Source organism: uncultured Pluralibacter sp. (assembly GCF_913775985.1).
Taxonomy (GTDB): Bacteria; Pseudomonadota; Gammaproteobacteria; order Enterobacterales; family Enterobacteriaceae; genus Pluralibacter.
Genome location: NZ_CAJYMB010000029.1, coordinates 1 through 17,355, shown reverse-complemented (window position 1 = coordinate 17,355; position 17,355 = coordinate 1). Strand labels below are relative to the sequence as shown.

15 protein-coding genes, 4 tRNA genes and 1 pseudogene are annotated in these 17,355 nt (G+C 59.4%); 18 read left to right on the top strand and 2 right to left on the bottom strand.

What is annotated here, in order from left to right:
- Positions 1-3: 3 nt before the first annotated feature.
- Both norW and norV read right to left on the bottom strand, forming a co-directional pair.
- A complete protein-coding gene (norW, locus tag QZ766_RS03795) occupies positions 4-1,134 on the bottom strand; it encodes an NADH:flavorubredoxin reductase NorW (RefSeq protein WP_297197467.1) in 1,131 nt (376 codons plus the stop codon).
- A complete protein-coding gene (norV, locus tag QZ766_RS03790; protein WP_297197466.1) occupies positions 1,131-2,573 on the bottom strand; it encodes an anaerobic nitric oxide reductase flavorubredoxin in 1,443 nt (480 codons plus the stop codon). Before norV ends, norW begins: the two co-directional genes overlap by 4 nt.
- Positions 2,574-2,755: 182 nt before the next feature.
- Between norV and norR the strand changes: the two genes are divergently transcribed.
- The 18 genes and pseudogenes from norR to QZ766_RS03700 all read left to right on the top strand — a co-directional run.
- Complete coding sequence (gene norR / locus QZ766_RS03785) at positions 2,756-4,306, top strand: nitric oxide reductase transcriptional regulator NorR (RefSeq protein ID WP_297197462.1); 1,551 nt, start codon at positions 2,756-2,758, stop codon at positions 4,304-4,306.
- A 194-nt stretch (positions 4,307-4,500) separates the two neighbouring features.
- Complete coding sequence (gene mltB, locus QZ766_RS03780; protein WP_297197459.1) at positions 4,501-5,580, top strand: lytic murein transglycosylase B; 1,080 nt, start codon at positions 4,501-4,503, stop codon at positions 5,578-5,580.
- A 225-nt stretch (positions 5,581-5,805) separates the two neighbouring features.
- Positions 5,806-6,483 (top strand): ATP-binding cassette domain-containing protein, encoded by a 678-nt coding sequence (locus QZ766_RS03775; protein ID WP_297197457.1) that lies wholly within the window; start codon positions 5,806-5,808, stop codon positions 6,481-6,483.
- Positions 6,480-7,343, top strand: coding sequence for a metal ABC transporter permease (locus QZ766_RS03770; RefSeq protein WP_297197454.1), 864 nt, complete (start codon positions 6,480-6,482; stop codon positions 7,341-7,343). The genes QZ766_RS03775 and QZ766_RS03770 overlap by 4 nt, the downstream gene beginning before the upstream one ends.
- Before the next feature lie 13 nt (positions 7,344-7,356).
- Complete coding sequence (locus QZ766_RS03765; protein WP_297197542.1) at positions 7,357-8,241, top strand: metal ABC transporter substrate-binding protein; 885 nt, start codon at positions 7,357-7,359, stop codon at positions 8,239-8,241.
- A 131-nt stretch (positions 8,242-8,372) separates the two neighbouring features.
- Positions 8,373-8,870 (top strand): nicotinamide-nucleotide amidase, encoded by a 498-nt coding sequence (gene pncC, locus QZ766_RS03760; protein WP_297197450.1) that lies wholly within the window; start codon positions 8,373-8,375, stop codon positions 8,868-8,870.
- Positions 8,871-8,949: 79 nt separating this feature from the next.
- The gene (recA, locus tag QZ766_RS03755; RefSeq protein ID WP_297197447.1) at positions 8,950-10,008 is read left to right on the top strand and encodes a recombinase RecA; all 1,059 of its coding nucleotides are present in this window, start codon (positions 8,950-8,952) and stop codon (positions 10,006-10,008) included.
- A gap of 73 nt (positions 10,009-10,081) precedes the next feature.
- The gene (gene recX / locus QZ766_RS03750; protein ID WP_297197444.1) at positions 10,082-10,582 is read left to right on the top strand and encodes a recombination regulator RecX; all 501 of its coding nucleotides are present in this window, start codon (positions 10,082-10,084) and stop codon (positions 10,580-10,582) included.
- A 130-nt stretch (positions 10,583-10,712) separates the two neighbouring features.
- Positions 10,713-13,340, top strand: coding sequence for an alanine--tRNA ligase (alaS, locus tag QZ766_RS03745; protein WP_297197441.1), 2,628 nt, complete (start codon positions 10,713-10,715; stop codon positions 13,338-13,340).
- Between the two features lie 237 nt (positions 13,341-13,577).
- The gene (csrA, locus tag QZ766_RS03740) at positions 13,578-13,763 is read left to right on the top strand and encodes a carbon storage regulator CsrA (protein WP_000906486.1); all 186 of its coding nucleotides are present in this window, start codon (positions 13,578-13,580) and stop codon (positions 13,761-13,763) included.
- Between the two features lie 306 nt (positions 13,764-14,069).
- A tRNA-Ser gene (locus QZ766_RS03735) sits at positions 14,070-14,162 on the top strand.
- A gap of 3 nt (positions 14,163-14,165) precedes the next feature.
- Positions 14,166-14,242, top strand: a tRNA-Arg gene (locus tag QZ766_RS03730).
- A gap of 285 nt (positions 14,243-14,527) precedes the next feature.
- Positions 14,528-14,604: transfer RNA gene (locus QZ766_RS03725), tRNA-Arg, on the top strand.
- A 175-nt stretch (positions 14,605-14,779) separates the two neighbouring features.
- Positions 14,780-14,856, top strand: a tRNA-Arg gene (locus QZ766_RS03720).
- A gap of 373 nt (positions 14,857-15,229) precedes the next feature.
- A complete protein-coding gene (locus QZ766_RS03715; protein WP_297197427.1) occupies positions 15,230-15,544 on the top strand; it encodes a BON domain-containing protein in 315 nt (104 codons plus the stop codon).
- A gap of 114 nt (positions 15,545-15,658) precedes the next feature.
- Positions 15,659-16,225 carry a fructose-1-phosphate/6-phosphogluconate phosphatase gene (gene yqaB / locus QZ766_RS03710; protein ID WP_297197424.1) on the top strand — a complete coding sequence of 189 codons (567 nt, stop codon included), beginning with the start codon at positions 15,659-15,661 and terminating at the stop codon, positions 16,223-16,225.
- Complete coding sequence (locus QZ766_RS03705; RefSeq protein WP_297197421.1) at positions 16,222-16,650, top strand: YqaA family protein; 429 nt, start codon at positions 16,222-16,224, stop codon at positions 16,648-16,650. Before yqaB ends, QZ766_RS03705 begins: the two co-directional genes overlap by 4 nt.
- 256 nt (positions 16,651-16,906) lie before the next feature.
- Positions 16,907-17,355: pseudogene (locus QZ766_RS03700) on the top strand (glutamate--cysteine ligase); the annotation flags it as partial.

The following is a 17,355-nucleotide window of genomic DNA, read 5'->3' as shown; positions in this document are numbered from 1 at the left end:
CGCCTACGCCAGGCTTTTTAACAGGGCGAATGCCTCTTTCATCCGCCCTTCGCTAACCACAAAGGCGCGCAGCCGGCCGCCGTCGTCCACGCCTCGCGCCGTCATCCCTTCGCCGTCGCAGGCGATGTCCCAGCGTAAATCTGCCCGCCGGGCATCGCCGCCCAGCTGCAGGGGCAGATCCGGCGTTTTGACCTTAACCAGCATCGGCGGCAGCGCCAGTCCTGCGGGCTGGCCAAGCAGATTTTTCGCCAGGCAGGCGGCGGCGAGCAGGGCCGGCTGCAGAAAGGGCCGCACCGCGCCGCCGATTTCGGCGCAGTCGCCGAGGGCAAAAATGCCCGGGACGCTGGTCTGCAGCTGGTGGTCAACCACAATGCCGCCGTTGACCGCCGCGCCCGCCGGGCGGGCGAGGGCGGTTTCCGGGCGCAGGCCGGTGGCGGCCAGCGCCACATCGGCAACGATTTCGCGCCCGTCGTCCAGCGTCGCCCGCACGCCGCCGTCCTGCTGTTCTACCGATCCCAGCCGGGCGTTCAGCATCAGCCGCACGCCGCTCTGCACCAGCCGGTGCTGGAGGCGGGCGCTCGCCTCCGGCGGCATCAGCGAGGAGAGCAGGCTGGCGCCGCTGTCCACCACGCTGACGATTTTCCCCGCCCGCTGAAAGTCCATCGCCAGCTCGCAGCCGATAAGTCCGCCGCCGACGATAAGCACCCGCCGGGCATCGCGCAGCGGCTGCTGCGCAACCCGGTACTCCTGCTGGCTGTTGAGTGTCAGCAGCAGATCGCGGCCCGGTACTTCCGGCAGCGCGGTACGGGCGCCGGTGGCCAGCACCAGGCTGTCATACTGCCAGCGGCGGTCGGCGCTTTTCACTACCTTTGCGGCGCTGTCGATCTCCGCGATCCAGGTTCGGGGAAACAGGTTCAGATCATACTGTTCGGCGAACGCCTCCGCGGTTTGCAGCGTCAGGTCGTTGGCCTGCTGATTTCGGCTGATTACGTGGCTCAGCTCCGGCTTGCTGTACTCGTCCATGCTGTCGGCGGCAATCAGGGTCAGCGGCACCGCTGCGTCGAGCCTGCGGATATTTTTCACCAGCTGGCGGGCGGCGAAGCCCGCGCCGATAATCACAATGCCGTGGGTCATTTTGCCTCCGTTGCCAGCACGTCAAACACCTCTTTGCCCAGCGAGCATTCGGGGCACAGGAAGTCGGCAGGGACGTCGCTCCAGGCGGTGCCCGGGGCCACGTTCTGATTCGGCTCGCCTTTAGCCGGATCGTAAATCCACTGGCAGACGCCGCACTGCATCGACGGACCGAGATCGGCGGTTTCTGCTGCGGTCGCAGTCTGGGCGGGAGCTGCGGGTTGAGCGGCGGCCTGCGGCAGCGGCGACAGCGCCCACTGGCGGGCAATGCTGCGGCCGTGCTCGCGGCACAGCTCCAGCGCGTAGGTGTCAGGCCGCCATTTGGCTTTCAGGCTCAGGGACATCTCAAAGCCCGCGTCCTGCAGCCGGGTGGAGAGGCGGTCGACCGCGCCGCCGCTCCAGCCGTGAGAGCCGAATGCGCTGGCGCGCTTGTTGCGAAAGCGCAGTCCGGTTATCTCTTCCATCAGTCCGGCAATTTTCGGCATCATCACGTTGTTCATGGTGGAGGTGCCCGCCAGCACGCCCTTCGAGCGGAATACGCTGGTCAGCACTTCGTTTTTATCGCTGCGCGAGACGTTGAAAATTTTCACTGCCACCCGGGGATCCACTTCATTGATGCCCTGAGCAATGGCGTCGGCCATCATTCGGGTGTTGTTGGACATGGTGTCGTAAAACAGGGTAATGCGGTCCTCCTGATAGTCGGCGGCCCACTTCAGGTACAGTTCGACAATCTGGGTCGGGTTATCGCGCCACACCACGCCGTGGGAGGTGGCAATCATCTCCACCGGCAGGTTAAAACCGAGGATCTCGGTGATTTTCGGCGTCACAAGGCGGCTGAACGGCGTCAGGATGTTGGCGTAGTAGCGCTGGCACTGCTCGAACAGCTCGGCCTGATCCACTTCGTCGTTAAACAGGTGCTCGTCGCAATAGTGCTGGCCGAAGGCGTCGTTGCTGAACAGCACCGCGTCGCCGGTGAGGTAGGTCATCATGCTGTCCGGCCAGTGCAGCATCGGGGTTTCCACGAAAATGAGCTGCTTGCCGTTGCCAATATCCAGGCTGTCGCCGGTTTTCACCACCTTGAAATTCCACTCCGGATGGTGGTGGTGGCCGTTGATGGAGTCGATGGCGTTGGCGGAGCAGTAAATCGGCGTGTCGGGAATGCAGGCCATCAGCTCGGTGAGTGCTCCGGCGTGATCCTCTTCGGCGTGGTTAATGATGATGTAGTCAATCTCTTCCAGCGCAATCTCGCCCCGCAGGTTCTGTACAAACTCGCGGCTGAACTTGTGGTCCACGGTATCAATCAGCACGTTTTTCTCTTCGCGAATCAGGTAGCTGTTGTAGCTGCTGCCGCGCAGGGTTTTGTATTCGGTGCCGTGAAAATTACGCACTTCCCAGTCGCGCTGCCCAACCCACTGAATATTGTTTTTAACCTGAATCGCCATGGTGTCCTCGAATGATGTTGTTAATCAGATACGTGGACTGGCTATATCAAGACCTGTGCCAGATTTTATCTTATTGATAGTTAACCATTTTAATTATTACGGCTTGCGTGTGTTTGTCAAAATGACTATGGTTATTGCTGTCAAAAAGACACTGTTAATAGTCATTATGACTATGGAGAGCTATGGATTTTTCCACCCAGGCGCTGGCGAAAATGGCCATTGAACTGCAGAGCGATCTCGGTCATCCGGATCGCTTTTCCCGCCTTATTACCACCCTGCGCCAGCTGCTGGGGTGCGACGCCTCGGCGCTGCTGCGCTACGAAGCGCGGCAGTTTATTCCGCTGGCGATCGACGGCCTGTCAAAAGACGTGCTCGGCCGACGCTTTATGCTGGAGGGGCACCCGCGGCTGGAGGCCATCGCCCGCGCGGGTGATGTGGTGCGCTTCCCGGCGGACAGCGATCTGCCGGACCCCTACGACGGGCTTATCCCGCACCATGAAACCCTGAAGGTGCACGCCTGCCTTGGGCTGCCGCTGTTTGCCGGGCAAACGCTGATTGGCGCGCTGACCCTGGACGGCATGGACGCGCACCAGTTCGACGATTTCAGCGACGAGTCCCTGCGGCTTATCGCCGCGCTGGTCTCCGGCGCCCTGAACAACGCCCTGCTTATCGACCGGCTGGAAAGCCAGACCGTGCGCCCGGGCAGCGCCGCCGCGCCCGGCGGCGAGGCGGCCCAGGAGATGATTGGACTGTCGGCGCCGGTAGCGCAGCTGAAAAAAGAGATAGCCATTGCGGCCCCTACCGAATTGAACGTGCTTATCAGCGGCGAAACCGGCACCGGCAAAGAGCTGATTGCTCAGGCTATTCACCGGCAGTCGCTGCGCGCCTCCAGCCCGCTCGTCTACCTTAACTGCGCGGCGCTGCCGGAGAGCGTGGCCGAGAGCGAGCTGTTTGGCCACGTCAAAGGCGCGTTTACCGGCGCCATCAGCAGCCGCAGCGGCAAGTTTGAGATGGCGGACGGCGGCACGCTGTTTCTTGATGAGATAGGCGAGCTGTCGCTGGCGCTGCAGGCCAAGCTGCTGCGGGTGCTGCAGTACGGCGATATTCAGCGGGTCGGCGACGACCGCAGCCTGCGGGTAGACGTGCGGGTGCTGGCCGCCACCAACCGCGACCTGCGCGAAGAGGTGCTGGCCGGGCGCTTTCGCGCCGATCTGTTCCACCGCCTCAGCGTTTTCCCGCTCGCGGCCCCGGGTCTGCGCGAGCGGGGCGACGACGTGCTGCTGCTGGCGGGCAATTTCTGCGAGCGCGCCCGGCTGCGGATGGGCCTTGCCAGCGTGGCTATCGGTCCGGAGGCGCGCCGCTATCTGCTGGAGTACACCTGGCCGGGCAACGTCCGCGAACTGGAGCACGCCGTTCACCGGGCGATTGTGCTGGCGGTGGCGGCAGGAGAGGGCGAAGAGGTGGTGCTCCAGCCCCGCCACTTTCGCGGCGGTGAAGCCGCAGCGGCAGTGCCGGCCCCGGCTGCGGTAAGCACGCCGGAGGAGGAGGGCGTGAGCCTGCGGGCGGCCACCGAGACATTCCAGCGCGAGGCCATCGCCCGGGCTCTTCAGCGCAGCGGTAACAACTGGGCCGCCGCCGCCCGGGCGCTGGATCTGGACGTCGCCAACCTGCACCGGCTGGCAAAGCGGCTGGGGCTTAAAGGATCCCGGCCTGGTAGAAGTGCTGCAGGTTGATGGCACCTGCTTGTGCCGAATATCGGATTGCTGTTTTAGGGCTGGCGGGGCAGTCGGGTGGAAGAGATGCGATTTTCTTCACGTTAAGGGGTAAAGCCCCGCAACAAATAATTTCCCCGCCTGCCGCTTCCTTGTGGGTTGCCGCATGCTTTACCATACTTACCCTCTTGCCGATTCAGTTAAATGGAATTCACATGTTTAAGCGTCGCTACCTGACTCTTCTTCCGCTCTGCGTGCTGGTCGCCGCGTGCAGCAGCAAACCCAAAGTTGCAGAAGCCCCGACGACCGCCGGTACGCCGACGGGCGGTTTTCTGCTTGAGCCCCAACACGATGTGTCGATGATGGGCGGCGATTTCGCCAACAACCCCAACGCCGAGCGCTTTATTGACAGAATGGTCAGCAAGCACGGCTTTAACCGCCAGCAGCTGCATGAAATCCTCTCCCAGGCGAAGCGGCTGGACTACGTGCTGAACCTGATGGACAGGCAGGCGCCCACGGCGCAGGTGCCGAGCGGCCCGAACGGCGCGTGGCTGCGCTACCGTAAAAAATTCATCACCCCGGACAACGTGCAGAACGGCGTGGTGTTCTGGAACGAGCATCAGGATGCGCTGAACCGCGCGTCGCGCGTCTACGGCGTGCCGCCGGAAATTATCGTTGGGATTATCGGGGTGGAAACCCGCTGGGGCCGCGTGATGGGTAAAACCCGCATCCTCGACGCGCTGGCGACGCTCTCCTTTAATTATCCGCGCCGCGCGGCCTACTTCTCCGGCGAGCTGGAAACGTTTCTGCTGATGGCCCGCAGCGAGCAGGACGATCCGCTGGATCTGAAAGGCTCCTTCGCCGGGGCGATGGGGTACGGGCAGTTTATGCCGTCATCCTATAAAGAGTTTGCGGTGGACTTTAACGGCGACGGGCATATCAACCTGTGGGATGCGGACGACGCCATCGGCAGCGTGGCGAACTACTTCAAGCATCACGGCTGGGTGACCGGCGAGCCGGTTGCGGTCCCGGCAATGGGACAGGCGCCGGGCCTGGAGAACGGCTTTAAGACGCGCTACAGCATCTCGACGCTGGCGGCGGCGGGGCTGTCGCCTACCCAGTCGCTGGGAAATAACCAGAAAGCCAGCCTGCTGCGTCTGGATGTCGGAACGGGCTACGAATACTGGTACGGCCTGCCGAACTTCTACGCCATTACCCGCTATAACCACAGCACGCACTATGCGATGGCGGTCTGGCAGCTCGGCCAGGCGGTTTCTATGGCCCGCGGTCAATAATCTCTCCTGCCGCGCCTGCGGGCGCGGCGTTTGACATACTTCGAAACAGCATCCGCTTCACCCTTATTTTACTTCCGGTCATTGACGGTATATTGTTACGTTATAACGTGAGGTAAAAATGCACTCTTTCTCTCTTTTCTCTCTCTCCGGGCCGGCGCGGCTGGGCGGCGCTCTGCTGCTGCTGGCGCTGCTGTGGCTGGCGGTGGGCTGGGCGATATCACTCCCATGATCGAACTGGATAACCTGGTGGCGGGCTACGAAGGTACCGCCATTACGCCGCCCCTGAGCGGCACGCTGGCGGCAGGAAGTATGACCGCTATTGTCGGACTCAACGGCTGCGGGAAATCCACGCTGTTGAAAACCCTGGCCGGATTTCTGCCGCCGGTCAGCGGGCGTATTCGCTGGCCGCAGAAGCGGCCGGTTATCGGCTGGCTGGCGCAGCGGCACATGCTGGAGTCGCAGTTTCCGCTGGTGGTGCGCGACGTGGTCAGCCAGGGCGCGTGGCCGCGGGTGTCGCTGCTGCGGGGCCTGCTGTCCGGCGAGCGGCGGCGAATTGACGAGATCCTCGAGCGGGTCGGGCTGCTGGCGATGGCGAAAACGCCGATTGAGGCGCTCTCCGGCGGGCAGTTTCAGCGGATGCTGTTTGCCCGGGTGATGGTGCAGGCCGCGCCGCTGGTGATGCTTGACGAACCCTTTACCGGCATCGACGAAGCCACCAGTCGGGCGCTGATGGGCTTTATCCTCGACATGCATCAGCAGGGGCAAACCGTGCTGGCGGTACTGCACGACAACCAGCGCGTGACGCGCCACTTCCCGCAAACTCTGTTTCTCGGGAAAGGGCATTTGCGCTGGGGCGACACCCGGGATGTGCTGCCGGACTTTACCGCGGCGGGGCAGGCATGATCTGGCACACTTTTTTTCAGCCGTTTATCGAATTTGGCTTTATGCGCCGGGCGCTGGTGGTGTGCATTGCGCTATCGCTCAGCACCACCGTGCTCGGCGTCTTTCTGCTGCTGCGGCGTATGAGCCTGATGGGCGACGCGCTCTCCCACGCGATTTTGCCCGGCGTAGCGGTGGGTTATCTACTTAGCGGCATGTCGCTGCTGGCGATGACCGTCGGCGGCTTCATTGCCGGCATCATCGTTGCGCTGGTGGCGGGCTGGGTCAGTCGCCGCACGCCGCTTAAGGAGGATGCCAGCTTTGCCGGCTTCTATCTTGGCTCGCTGGCTCTCGGCGTCACTTTGGTGTCGCTGCGCGGCTCTAACGTGGATCTGCTGCACCTGCTGTTTGGCTCGATTCTGGCGGTGGATCGCGATTCGGCCCTGTTTGTGGCAGGCGTTGCCAGCCTGACGCTGCTCTGCGTGGCGCTGTTTTATCGCGGACTGGTCAGCGAGGCTTTCGACAGCGACTGGCTGCAGGTGAACGCGCCCCGGCTGCCGTCGCTGCTGCACGGGCTGTTTCTGGCGCTGCTGGTACTTAACCTGGTGGCGGGTTTTCAGGTGCTCGGCACGCTGATGGCGGTGGGCGTCATGATGCTCCCGGCGGTGGCGGCGCGCTGCTGGGCCAACACCCTGCCGCGTATTCTGCTGCTGGCCGGGGCAAGCGGCGTTTTCTGCGCGTGGATGGGGCTCAGCCTCTCCTGGGCGGCGAATCTGCCCGCAGGGCCGGCGATTGTTCTTACCGCCAGCGGCGTGTTTTTCATTTCGGTCTTTTTTGGCACGCACAGCCGGTTTACCGCCGGCTGGCGAAAATTGAGGGGATAGGGGAACAATAATGATGAAACGTACCGGAGTTATGCTGGCGCTCGCGCTGGCAGCAGGCATGGCGTCTCAGGGCGCAATGGCAAAAACGCTTAACGTCGTCAGCAGCTTTTCCGTACTGGGCGATATCGCAAAACAGGTGGGCGGTGAGCACGTCCACGTTGATTCGCTGGTGCCGCCGGACGGCGACCCGCACACCTTTGAGCCGTCGCCGAAAGACAGCGCGCTGCTCAGCAAGGCCGATGTGGTAGTGGTTAACGGTCTCGGACTGGAGGGCTGGCTGGACAGGTTGATTAAGGCATCCGGATTTAAGGGCGAGCTGATTGTCGCCTCTGATGGCGTGAAGACCCACAAATTTGAAGACGACGGCAAAGAGGTGACCGATCCTCACGCGTGGAACAGCGCCGCCAACGGGGCGCTGTACGCGAAGAACATTCTTCGCGGGTTTGAGAAAGCCGACCCGGAAGACAAAGCCGCGATGGACGCCAGCGCGCAGGCCTACATCGCCGAGCTGGACAAGATTGATAGCTGGGCGAAACAGCGCTTTGCCGCCATTCCAAAGGCGAAGCGTAAAGTGCTGACCAGCCACGACGCATTCGGCTACTTCAGCCGGGCGTACGGCGTCACCTTCCTTTCACCGCAGGGGCTCTCTTCTGAAAGCGAAGCCAGCGCGGCCCACGTGGCGGCGCTGATTAAGCAGATCAGAACCGAGCACGTGCACACCTGGTTTATGGAAAACCAGCTCGACCCACGTCTGGTGAAACAGATTGCTGCCGCCACCGGCGCTCAGCCAGGTGGTGAGCTTTACCCGGAAGCGCTCTCTGCGCCGGGCGGCGTGGCGGACAGCTATGTGAAAATGATGCGCCACAACGTGGATGTGCTGGCCGACAGCATGAAGTAGCGTTTTCTCGCCCCGCGCAGGCGGGGCGAAACCTTTTCTGAACCGCCCTCGTAAATTTCCCACCTCGTCCCCATATCTCTGCCGGAAGTGCTATCTTTGTCACCTCTTTTCATCCGGCAAGGCGGGATACCATGACAGATTCAGAACTGATGCAGCTTAGCGAGCAGGTGGGGCTGGCGCTGAAAGCGCGCCGCGCCACGGTCACCACGGCCGAATCCTGCACCGGCGGCTGGATAGCCAAAACCCTCACCGATATTGCCGGCAGTTCGGCGTGGTTCGAGCGCGGTTTTGTAACCTACAGCAATGAAGCAAAAGCCCAGATGATCGGCGTGAGTGAAGCGACGCTTGAGGCCCACGGCGCGGTGAGCGAGCAAGTGGTTGCAGAGATGGCCGTCGGGGCGCTGCGCGCAGCAAAAGCCACCTACGCGCTGTCGGTAAGCGGCATCGCCGGGCCGGACGGCGGCAGCGCGGAGAAGCCCGTCGGCACCGTGTGGTTCGGGCTTGCCTGCGCCAGCGGGCAGGGCATTACCCACGTTGAACGCTTCGACGGCGACCGGGAATCGGTGCGTCGCCAGGCGACGATTTTTGCCCTGCGAATGCTGTGGCAACAATTTCGACAAAATGCTTGATACTGTATGACCATACAGTATAATTAGCGCAACGAAACAGAATTCCTCTGTATTAACACCCGGCATGACAGGAGTAAGAATGGCTATCGACGAAAACAAACAGAAAGCGTTGGCGGCAGCACTGGGCCAGATCGAAAAACAGTTCGGTAAAGGCTCCATCATGCGCCTGGGTGAAGACCGTACTATGGATGTCGAAACGATCTCCACCGGCTCGCTTTCTCTGGATATTGCGCTGGGCGCAGGCGGCCTGCCGATGGGCCGTATCGTAGAGATCTACGGTCCGGAATCCTCCGGTAAAACCACCCTGACGCTGCAGGTTATCGCTGCCGCGCAGCGCGAAGGCAAAACCTGCGCGTTTATCGACGCCGAGCATGCGCTGGACCCGGTCTATGCCCGCAAGCTGGGCGTTGATATCGACAACCTGCTCTGCTCCCAGCCGGATACCGGCGAGCAGGCGCTGGAAATCTGCGACGCCCTGGCGCGCTCCGGCGCGGTAGACGTGCTGGTTGTTGACTCCGTGGCGGCTCTGACGCCGAAAGCGGAAATCGAAGGCGAAATCGGTGACTCTCACATGGGCCTCGCGGCGCGTATGATGAGCCAGGCGATGCGTAAGCTGGCGGGTAACCTGAAGCAGTCCAACACGCTGCTGATCTTCATCAACCAGATCCGTATGAAAATCGGCGTGATGTTCGGTAACCCGGAAACCACCACCGGCGGTAACGCGCTGAAGTTCTACGCCTCCGTGCGCCTGGACATTCGCCGCATCGGTGCGGTGAAAGAGGGCGATAACGTTGTCGGCAGCGAAACCCGCGTTAAAGTGGTGAAAAACAAAATCGCCGCGCCGTTTAAGCAGGCCGAGTTCCAGATCCTCTACGGCGAAGGTATCAACTTCCTCGGCGAGCTGGTCGATCTCGGCGTGAAAGAGAAGCTGATCGAAAAAGCGGGCGCCTGGTACAGCTACAACGGCGACAAAATTGGTCAGGGCAAGGCAAACGCCATCTCCTGGCTGAAAGAGAACCCGGCGGCGGCGAAAGAGATCGAGAAGAAAGTTCGCGAGCTGCTGCTGAGCAATCAGGATGACAAGCCGGTTCCTGCGGCGGGCAAAAACGACGTTGAAGAAACTAACGAAGACTTCTGATTACTACTGATGTTAACGTTAATGAGGGCTGCGGATGCGGCCCTTTTTGTTTTTTTAATTCGGGTAAAGATCTATGTCTGAAAACGAACCCCGGCGCTCCGCCTACGCGCGGCTGCTCGACCGGGCTATCCGCATTCTGGCAATGCGGGATCACAGCGAGCACGAGCTGCGGCGCAAGCTGGGGCAGCCGGTGATGACCAAAAACGGCCCTGAGCCGGCGGATGCGCCGCCTGAGGATGTCGAAAAGGTTATTGCGTGGTGCTACGAGTGCCGCTATCTCGACGACGCGCGCTTTGCCCGCCAGTTTATCGCCAGCCGTGGCCGCAAGGGCTACGGCCCGGCGCGCATTCGCCAGGAGCTGAACCAGAAAGGGCTCGCGCGAACGGAGATAGACAGCGCGCTGTACGACTGCGAAACCGACTGGCAGCAGCAGGCCCGCGAGCAGGCGCAGCGCAAGTTTGGCGAGCCGCTGCCGGTAACTTTTGCGGAGAAAGTGAAAGTTCAGCGATTTTTGCTCAATCGCGGCTATCTGATGGAGGATATTCAGAATATCTGGCGAAATATTGACGAATGACCCTATACGGGATTTTACTTCCCTCCAAAGAAAACTTATCTTATTCCCACTTTTTCCGTCAGTCAGTCAGTTGGACAGAAACTGTTCACCGGCTGACTGCGACCATCATTAGCTTGATTTCAGGATAATTATGAGCAAGAGCACCGCTGAGATCCGTCAGGCGTTTCTCGATTTTTTCCACAGTAAAGGACACCAGGTTGTTGCCAGCAGCTCCCTGGTGCCGAACAACGATCCGACTCTGTTGTTTACCAACGCCGGGATGAACCAGTTCAAGGACGTATTCCTTGGTCTCGACAAGCGTAATTATTCCCGCGCGACCACCGCCCAGCGCTGCGTGCGCGCGGGGGGTAAGCACAACGATCTGGAAAACGTCGGTTACACCGCACGTCACCACACCTTCTTCGAAATGCTGGGCAACTTCAGCTTCGGCGACTACTTCAAACACGACGCCATCAACTACGCGTGGGAACTGCTGACCGGTGAAAACTGGTTCAACCTGCCGAAAGAAAAACTGTGGGTGACCGTCTACGAAACCGACGATGAAGCCTTTGATATCTGGGCTAACGACGTTGGCGTCCCGCGCGAGCGCATTATCCGCATCGGCGATAACAAAGGCGCGCCTTACGCGTCAGATAACTTCTGGCAGATGGGCGATACCGGCCCGTGCGGCCCGTGCACCGAAATCTTTTTCGACCACGGCGACCACATCTGGGGCGGCCCTCCGGGATCCCCGGAAGAAGATGGCGACCGCTACATTGAGATCTGGAACATCGTCTTTATGCAGTTCAACCGCCAGGCCGACGGCACGATGGAGCCGCTGCCGAAGCCGTCTGTCGACACCGGGATGGGCCTGGAGCGCATCACCGCGGTACTGCAGCACGTCAACTCCAACTATGAGATTGACCTGTTCCGCAACCTGATCAAAGCCGTTGCGAAAGAGACCGGTGCAACCGATCTCAGCAATAAATCCCTGCGGGTTATCGCGGACCACATTCGCTCCTGTGCGTTTCTGGTGGCGGACGGCGTGATCCCGTCCAACGAAAACCGCGGCTACGTGCTGCGCCGCATCATCCGCCGCGCTATTCGCCACGGCAACATGCTGGGTGCAAAAGAGACTTTCTTCTGGAAGCTGGTTGCGCCGCTGATTGACGTGATGGGTGCCGCCGGTGAAGACCTCAAGCGCCAGCAGGCGCAGGTTGAGCAGGTGCTGAAAACCGAAGAAGAGCAGTTTGCCCGCACCCTTGAGCGTGGGCTGGCCCTGCTGGACGAGGAGCTGGCGAAGCTGAAAGGGGATACCCTGGACGGCGAAACCGCTTTCCGCCTGTACGACACTTACGGCTTCCCGGTAGATTTAACTGCCGACGTGTGCCGCGAGCGCAATATTAAAGTTGACGAAGCCGGCTTTGAAGCCGCGATGGAAGAGCAGCGCCGCCGCGCGCGCGATGCCAGCGGCTTCGGTGCCGACTACAACGCGATGATCCGCGTTGACGGCACCTCTGAATTTAAAGGCTATGACCATCTTGAGCTGAACGGCAAAGTCACCGCGCTGTTTGTTGACGGCAAGAGCGTTGACAGCATTGCTGCCGGCCAGGACGCCGTTGTCGTTCTCGACGAGACGCCGTTCTACGGTGAGTCCGGCGGCCAGGTGGGTGATAAAGGCGAGCTGAAAGGCGCCAACGCCAGCTTCACCGTGAGCGACACGCAGAAGTACGGCCAGGCCATTGGCCACATCGGTAAACTGAACGCCGGCGCCCTGAAAGTCGGCGATGCGGTGCAGGCCGACGTGGACGCCGCGCGCCGCGCGCGCATCCGCCTGAATCACTCCGCAACGCACCTGATGCACGAAGCGCTGCGCCAGATTCTCGGCACCCACGTTGCGCAGAAAGGCTCGCTGGTTAACGACAAAGCGCTGCGCTTTGACTTCTCCCATAACGAAGCGATGAAACCGGAAGAGATCCGCGCGGTCGAAGATATGGTAAACAGCCAGATTCGCCGCAACCTGCCGATTGAAACCAACATCATGGAGCTTGAAGCGGCGAAGGCAAAAGGCGCTATGGCGCTGTTTGGCGAGAAATATGATGACCGCGTTCGCGTGCTGAGCATGGGCGATTTCTCAACCGAACTGTGCGGCGGTACTCACGCCTCGCGCACCGGCGACATCGGCCTGTTCCGCATTGTTTCAGAATCGGGTACCGCCGCCGGCATTCGCCGTATTGAAGCGGTAACCGGTGAAGGCGCGATTGCCAGCCTGCACGCAGACAGCGATCGTCTTAACGACGTAGCGCAGCTGCTGAAAGGCGACAGCCACAACCTGAGCGAGAAAGTGCGCTCGGTGCTGGAGCGGACTCGCCAGCTGGAAAAAGAGCTGCAGCAGCTGAAAGAGCAGGCGGCGGCGCAGGAGAGTGCAAACCTTTCCGGTAAAGCAGAAGAGATCAATGGCGTTAAACTGCTGGTGAGCGAGCTTGCCGGCGTTGAGCCGAAGATGTTGCGTACCATGGTTGACGATCTGAAAAATCAGCTCGGCTCGACCGTTATTGTTCTGGCTACGGTAGCAGACGGTAAGGTTTCTCTGATTTCTGGCGTCTCTAAGGATGTGACTGACCGGGTTAAAGCAGGGGAACTGATTGGTATGGTCGCCCAGCAGGTGGGCGGTAAAGGGGGCGGTCGTCCTGATATGGCGCAAGCCGGCGGTACGGATGCAGCGGCTCTCCCGGCCGCACTGGCCAGCGTTAAAGGCTGGGTCAGCGCAAAACTGTAAGAACACAAAAACGGCAGGCGCCCGGATCTTCTCGCCGGAGCGCCTTGTCATAGCCAGACCGATAACGATAAAGTCAGGTTGAAACTGTGTATATCGGCTAAACTTACGTTTACCAGAAGGTAATGCCGTGACGGCAAACACGATACGTGTTTGTCATTGCTTACGTTTTGGCGTTATATGATGGATAATGCCGGGATACAAGAGACCCGACTCTTTTAATCTTTCAAGGAGCAAAGAATGCTGATTCTGACTCGTCGAGTTGGTGAAACCCTCATGATTGGAGATGAGGTCACCGTGACAGTTTTAGGGGTAAAAGGTAACCAGGTACGCATTGGCGTCAACGCCCCTAAAGAAGTCTCTGTCCATCGTGAAGAGATCTACCAGCGTATTCAGGCTGAAAAATCCCAGCAGTCCAGTTACTGATTTTTATGCGTCTCACCGCAAGGTGAGACGCATACACCTTTCCCGCCCGCGTTTTTCTCTGCTTTTCTTCCTTTTTTGTCTCCCTGACTCTCATTCTAAAAATGGCTTAAACCGCCTATAACCAATGATTCTTTGTTGATAATTCACTCTTTTTGCCGTTTTTGACGCCTGATTGCGCGTGAAGTGTGCAATCAAATAAAAGTGTTGGAAAAAGCCATTGACTTATAAGTCCCAGAAAGTAATATGTGCGCCACGCAGCGACGATGAGCTTAAACAAGTTCTTCGAAGCACTCGCAAGAGGCGTATGGTGAGGTGGCCGAGAGGCTGAAGGCGCTCCCCTGCTAAGGGAGTATGCGGTCAAAAGCTGCATCCGGGGTTCGAATCCCCGCCTCACCGCCATTTGCATCCGTAGCTCAGCTGGATAGAGTACTCGGCTACGAACCGAGCGGTCGGAGGTTCGAATCCTCCCGGATGCACCATATTATACGAGATGACAGCCAGGCTGTTGTTTCATGGCATGCGAGTTTATCGCAAGCGCCAGGGAGGAAAACGTTGCTTTAGCAACGGCCCGAAGGGCGAGGCGTAGCCGAGTAATCCTCCCGGATGCACCATCTTCTTCTTTCAATAACGGTGGCAAAGTTGTTGAGTGGTCTGAAACCTCAGGTTCAGCGCCAGGGAAGAGAACGCTGCTTAAGCAGCGGCCCATAAGACAGAAAGTCGTCTTATGCATTGCAGTGATATCAGCAGTACATCAGTTTCCCGATGCATCCGTAGCTCAGCTGGATAGAGTACTCGGCTACGAACCGAGCGGTCGGAGGTTCGAATCCTCCCGGATGCACCATCTTCTCCGAGATAACAGCTAAACTGTTGTTTCATGGTCTGCGAGATTATCGCAAGCACCAGGGAGGATAACGTTGCTTCAGCAACGGCCCGCAGGGCGAGGCGCAGCCGAGTAATCCTCCCGGATGCACCATCTACGCGTCACGCGGTATCAGCAGTACATCAGTTTTTCCAATGCATCCGTAGCTCAGCTGGATAGAGTACTCGGCTACGAACCGAGCGGTCGGAGGTTCGAATCCTCCCGGATGCACCATCTTCTCCGAGATAACAGCTAAGCTGTTGTTTCATGGTCTGCGGCATTATCGCAAGCACCAGGGAGGATAACGTTGCTTCAGCAACGGCCCGCAGGGCGAGGCGCAGCCGAGTAATCCTCCCGGATGCACCATCTTCTCCGAGATAACAGCTAAACTGTTGTTTCATGGTTTGCGGGTCTATCGCAAGCACCCTCTTCCCTGAGAACACCATCCCCCTTCAGTCAATAATCCCCTGTACTACCACTTGTTTTGATGGCTAATTCTGCCCATCTTCAATCCGCTTCTGTTTGCACATTTACGCTTGCATCTTTCTGATTTACGTCTAATTTATAGCAGTCAGACTCTATTTTTAGATAGCAAGGAGAGAAATCCATGAAATGGTTTAAATCGGCTTGTACATTTGGCGCCGCCGCCATTGTTGCAGTCTCCCTGGCGGGCTGCGCGGGTTCTTCCACCAAGGAGAGCACCGGCGGTTACATTGATGATTCAGTCATTACCACCAAAGTAAAATCCCAGCTGCTGGCCGATAAAGACGTGAAATCCTCTGAAATTAAAGTGGTCACGTTCAAGGGGCGCGTTCAGCTGAGCGGCTTTGTCTCTTCCCAGAAGATTGCTAACCGGGCTATTGAGATCACCCGCAACATCAACGGCGTTCGCATCGTTGAGAACGACATGCAGATAAAATAACCCATTCTGCGCCAGCAAAGGCACCGTCAGGTGCCTTTGCTGTTTTTGGCGGCAGCGACAAGTTCCCCGGTTTGAGCTAAAGTAACTTCCTTATATATTGCTGGCGGAGACCTAATGTACGATCGTTATGCAGGGCTGATTTTCGACATGGATGGCACCATCCTTGATACCGAACCCACACACCGCCAGGCCTGGCGGGATGTGCTCGGTCGTTACGATATGCATTTTGACGAGCAGGCCATTGTTGGCCTGAACGGCTCACCCACCTGGCGCATTGCGCAGGCAATCATTGAACTCAACCGGGCGACGCTCGATCCGCATCAGCTGGCGCTGGAAAAAACGCAGGCGGTAAAAGCCATGCTGCTGGACACTGTCCGCCCGCTGCCGCTGATTGACGTTGTTAAAGCGTGGCACGGCCGCCGCCCGATGTCTGTCGGTACCGGCAGCGAAAGCGCGATTGCCGAAGCGCTGCTTAACCACCTTGGCCTGCGCCAGTATTTCAGTGCGGTAGTTGCCGCCGACGACGTGCAGAATCATAAACCGGCGCCGGATACCTTCCTGCTCTGCGCCGAGCGGATGGGCGTTGCGCCGGAAAAATGTGTGGTATTCGAAGACGCCGACTTTGGCCTTGAGGCCGCCCGCCGGGCCGGCATGGATGCCGTAGACGTGCGCCTGCTGTGACCGATGCGCTGCCGCTGGCCTCTTTATTGGCCAGCAGCTTTCTCAGCGCCACGCTGCTGCCGGGCAATTCCGAACTGGTATTAACCGGCATGCTGCTCGGCGGCGTCAGCAAGCCGTGGCTGCTGGCGTTAACCGCAACAATCGGTAATAGCGCTGGAGGGGTAACTAACGTTATTCTTGGGCGCCTGTTTCCCATGCGAAGCACTTCCCGCTGGCGGGACAGGGCCGCGGGCTGGCTAAGCCGCTACGGCGCCGCCGCGCTACTGCTCAGCTGGCTGCCGGTCATCGGCGACCTGCTGTGTGTGCTGGCCGGCTGGATGCGCGTCGCCTGGGGACCCGTGCTCTTTTTTTTATGCCTTGGCAAGGCGTTACGCTATATGCTTATTACAGTCGTAACGCTGCAGGGTATGACGTGGTGGCAATAATTGGACTGATTGTGACCCAGGAGCCTGCTGCATCAGGCGATTTCCCTGCCGGTTTAGCCCCGGGCTGCGCCCGACCAGGATCCAGTGGATTTTGAACGCCCTGCGGGGCGGCGCGAGCTTTTCATTGGCGCGTCGGTTTATCCGCGCTGCCCGTGGCTAAAATGACTGCGAAAATAACGCCTGCTGGGGCAGACTCTTACTCGTCAACGATGGCAATTATGCTTAATAAAATAATTTCGACAGGCGGGAGGTCAATTTGATCCCGGACGTATCACAGGCGCTGACCTGGCTGGAAAAACATCCTCAGGCATTAAAGGGGATCCAGCGCGGTCTCGAGCGCGAAACGCTGCGCGTAAACGCGGATGGCTCACTGGCAACAACCGGGCACCCCGCTGCGCTCGGTTCAGCACTGACCCACAAATGGATAACTACCGATTTTGCCGAAGCGCTGCTGGAGTTTATTACTCCGGTCGACGGCGATATCGATCACATGCTCACGCTGCTGCGCGACGTTCACCGCTTTGCCGCCCGCAATATAGGTGACGAGCGCATGTGGCCGCTCAGCATGCCGTGCTATATCGCACCGGGTCAGGATATTGAGCTGGCGCAGTACGGCACCTCAAATATCGGTCGGCTAAAAACGCTGTACCGGGAAGGGCTTAAAAATCGCTACGGCGCGCTGATGCACGCCGGAAATAGCCTGCA

Excerpts from the sequence above, each read along its gene's own strand:
- recX (WP_297197444.1), top strand. The coding sequence starts at position 10,082 with ATGTCTGAAAACGAACCCCGGCGCTCCGCCTACGCGCGGCTGCTCGAC.
- csrA (WP_000906486.1), top strand. The coding sequence starts at position 13,578 with ATGCTGATTCTGACTCGTCGAGTTGGTGAAACCCTCATGATTGGAGAT.
- QZ766_RS03715 (WP_297197427.1), top strand. The coding sequence starts at position 15,230 with ATGAAATGGTTTAAATCGGCTTGTACATTTGGCGCCGCCGCCATTGTT.
- norR (WP_297197462.1), top strand. The coding sequence starts at position 2,756 with ATGGATTTTTCCACCCAGGCGCTGGCGAAAATGGCCATTGAACTGCAG.
- pncC (WP_297197450.1), top strand. The coding sequence starts at position 8,373 with ATGACAGATTCAGAACTGATGCAGCTTAGCGAGCAGGTGGGGCTGGCG.
- alaS (WP_297197441.1), top strand. The coding sequence starts at position 10,713 with ATGAGCAAGAGCACCGCTGAGATCCGTCAGGCGTTTCTCGATTTTTTC.
- QZ766_RS03770 (WP_297197454.1), top strand. The coding sequence starts at position 6,480 with ATGATCTGGCACACTTTTTTTCAGCCGTTTATCGAATTTGGCTTTATG.
- norV (WP_297197466.1), bottom strand. The coding sequence starts at position 2,573 with ATGGCGATTCAGGTTAAAAACAATATTCAGTGGGTTGGGCAGCGCGAC.
- yqaB (WP_297197424.1), top strand. The coding sequence starts at position 15,659 with ATGTACGATCGTTATGCAGGGCTGATTTTCGACATGGATGGCACCATC.
- QZ766_RS03765 (WP_297197542.1), top strand. The coding sequence starts at position 7,357 with ATGAAACGTACCGGAGTTATGCTGGCGCTCGCGCTGGCAGCAGGCATG.
- recA (WP_297197447.1), top strand. The coding sequence starts at position 8,950 with ATGGCTATCGACGAAAACAAACAGAAAGCGTTGGCGGCAGCACTGGGC.
- mltB (WP_297197459.1), top strand. The coding sequence starts at position 4,501 with ATGTTTAAGCGTCGCTACCTGACTCTTCTTCCGCTCTGCGTGCTGGTC.
- QZ766_RS03775 (WP_297197457.1), top strand. The coding sequence starts at position 5,806 with ATGATCGAACTGGATAACCTGGTGGCGGGCTACGAAGGTACCGCCATT.
- norW (WP_297197467.1), bottom strand. The coding sequence starts at position 1,134 with ATGACCCACGGCATTGTGATTATCGGCGCGGGCTTCGCCGCCCGCCAG.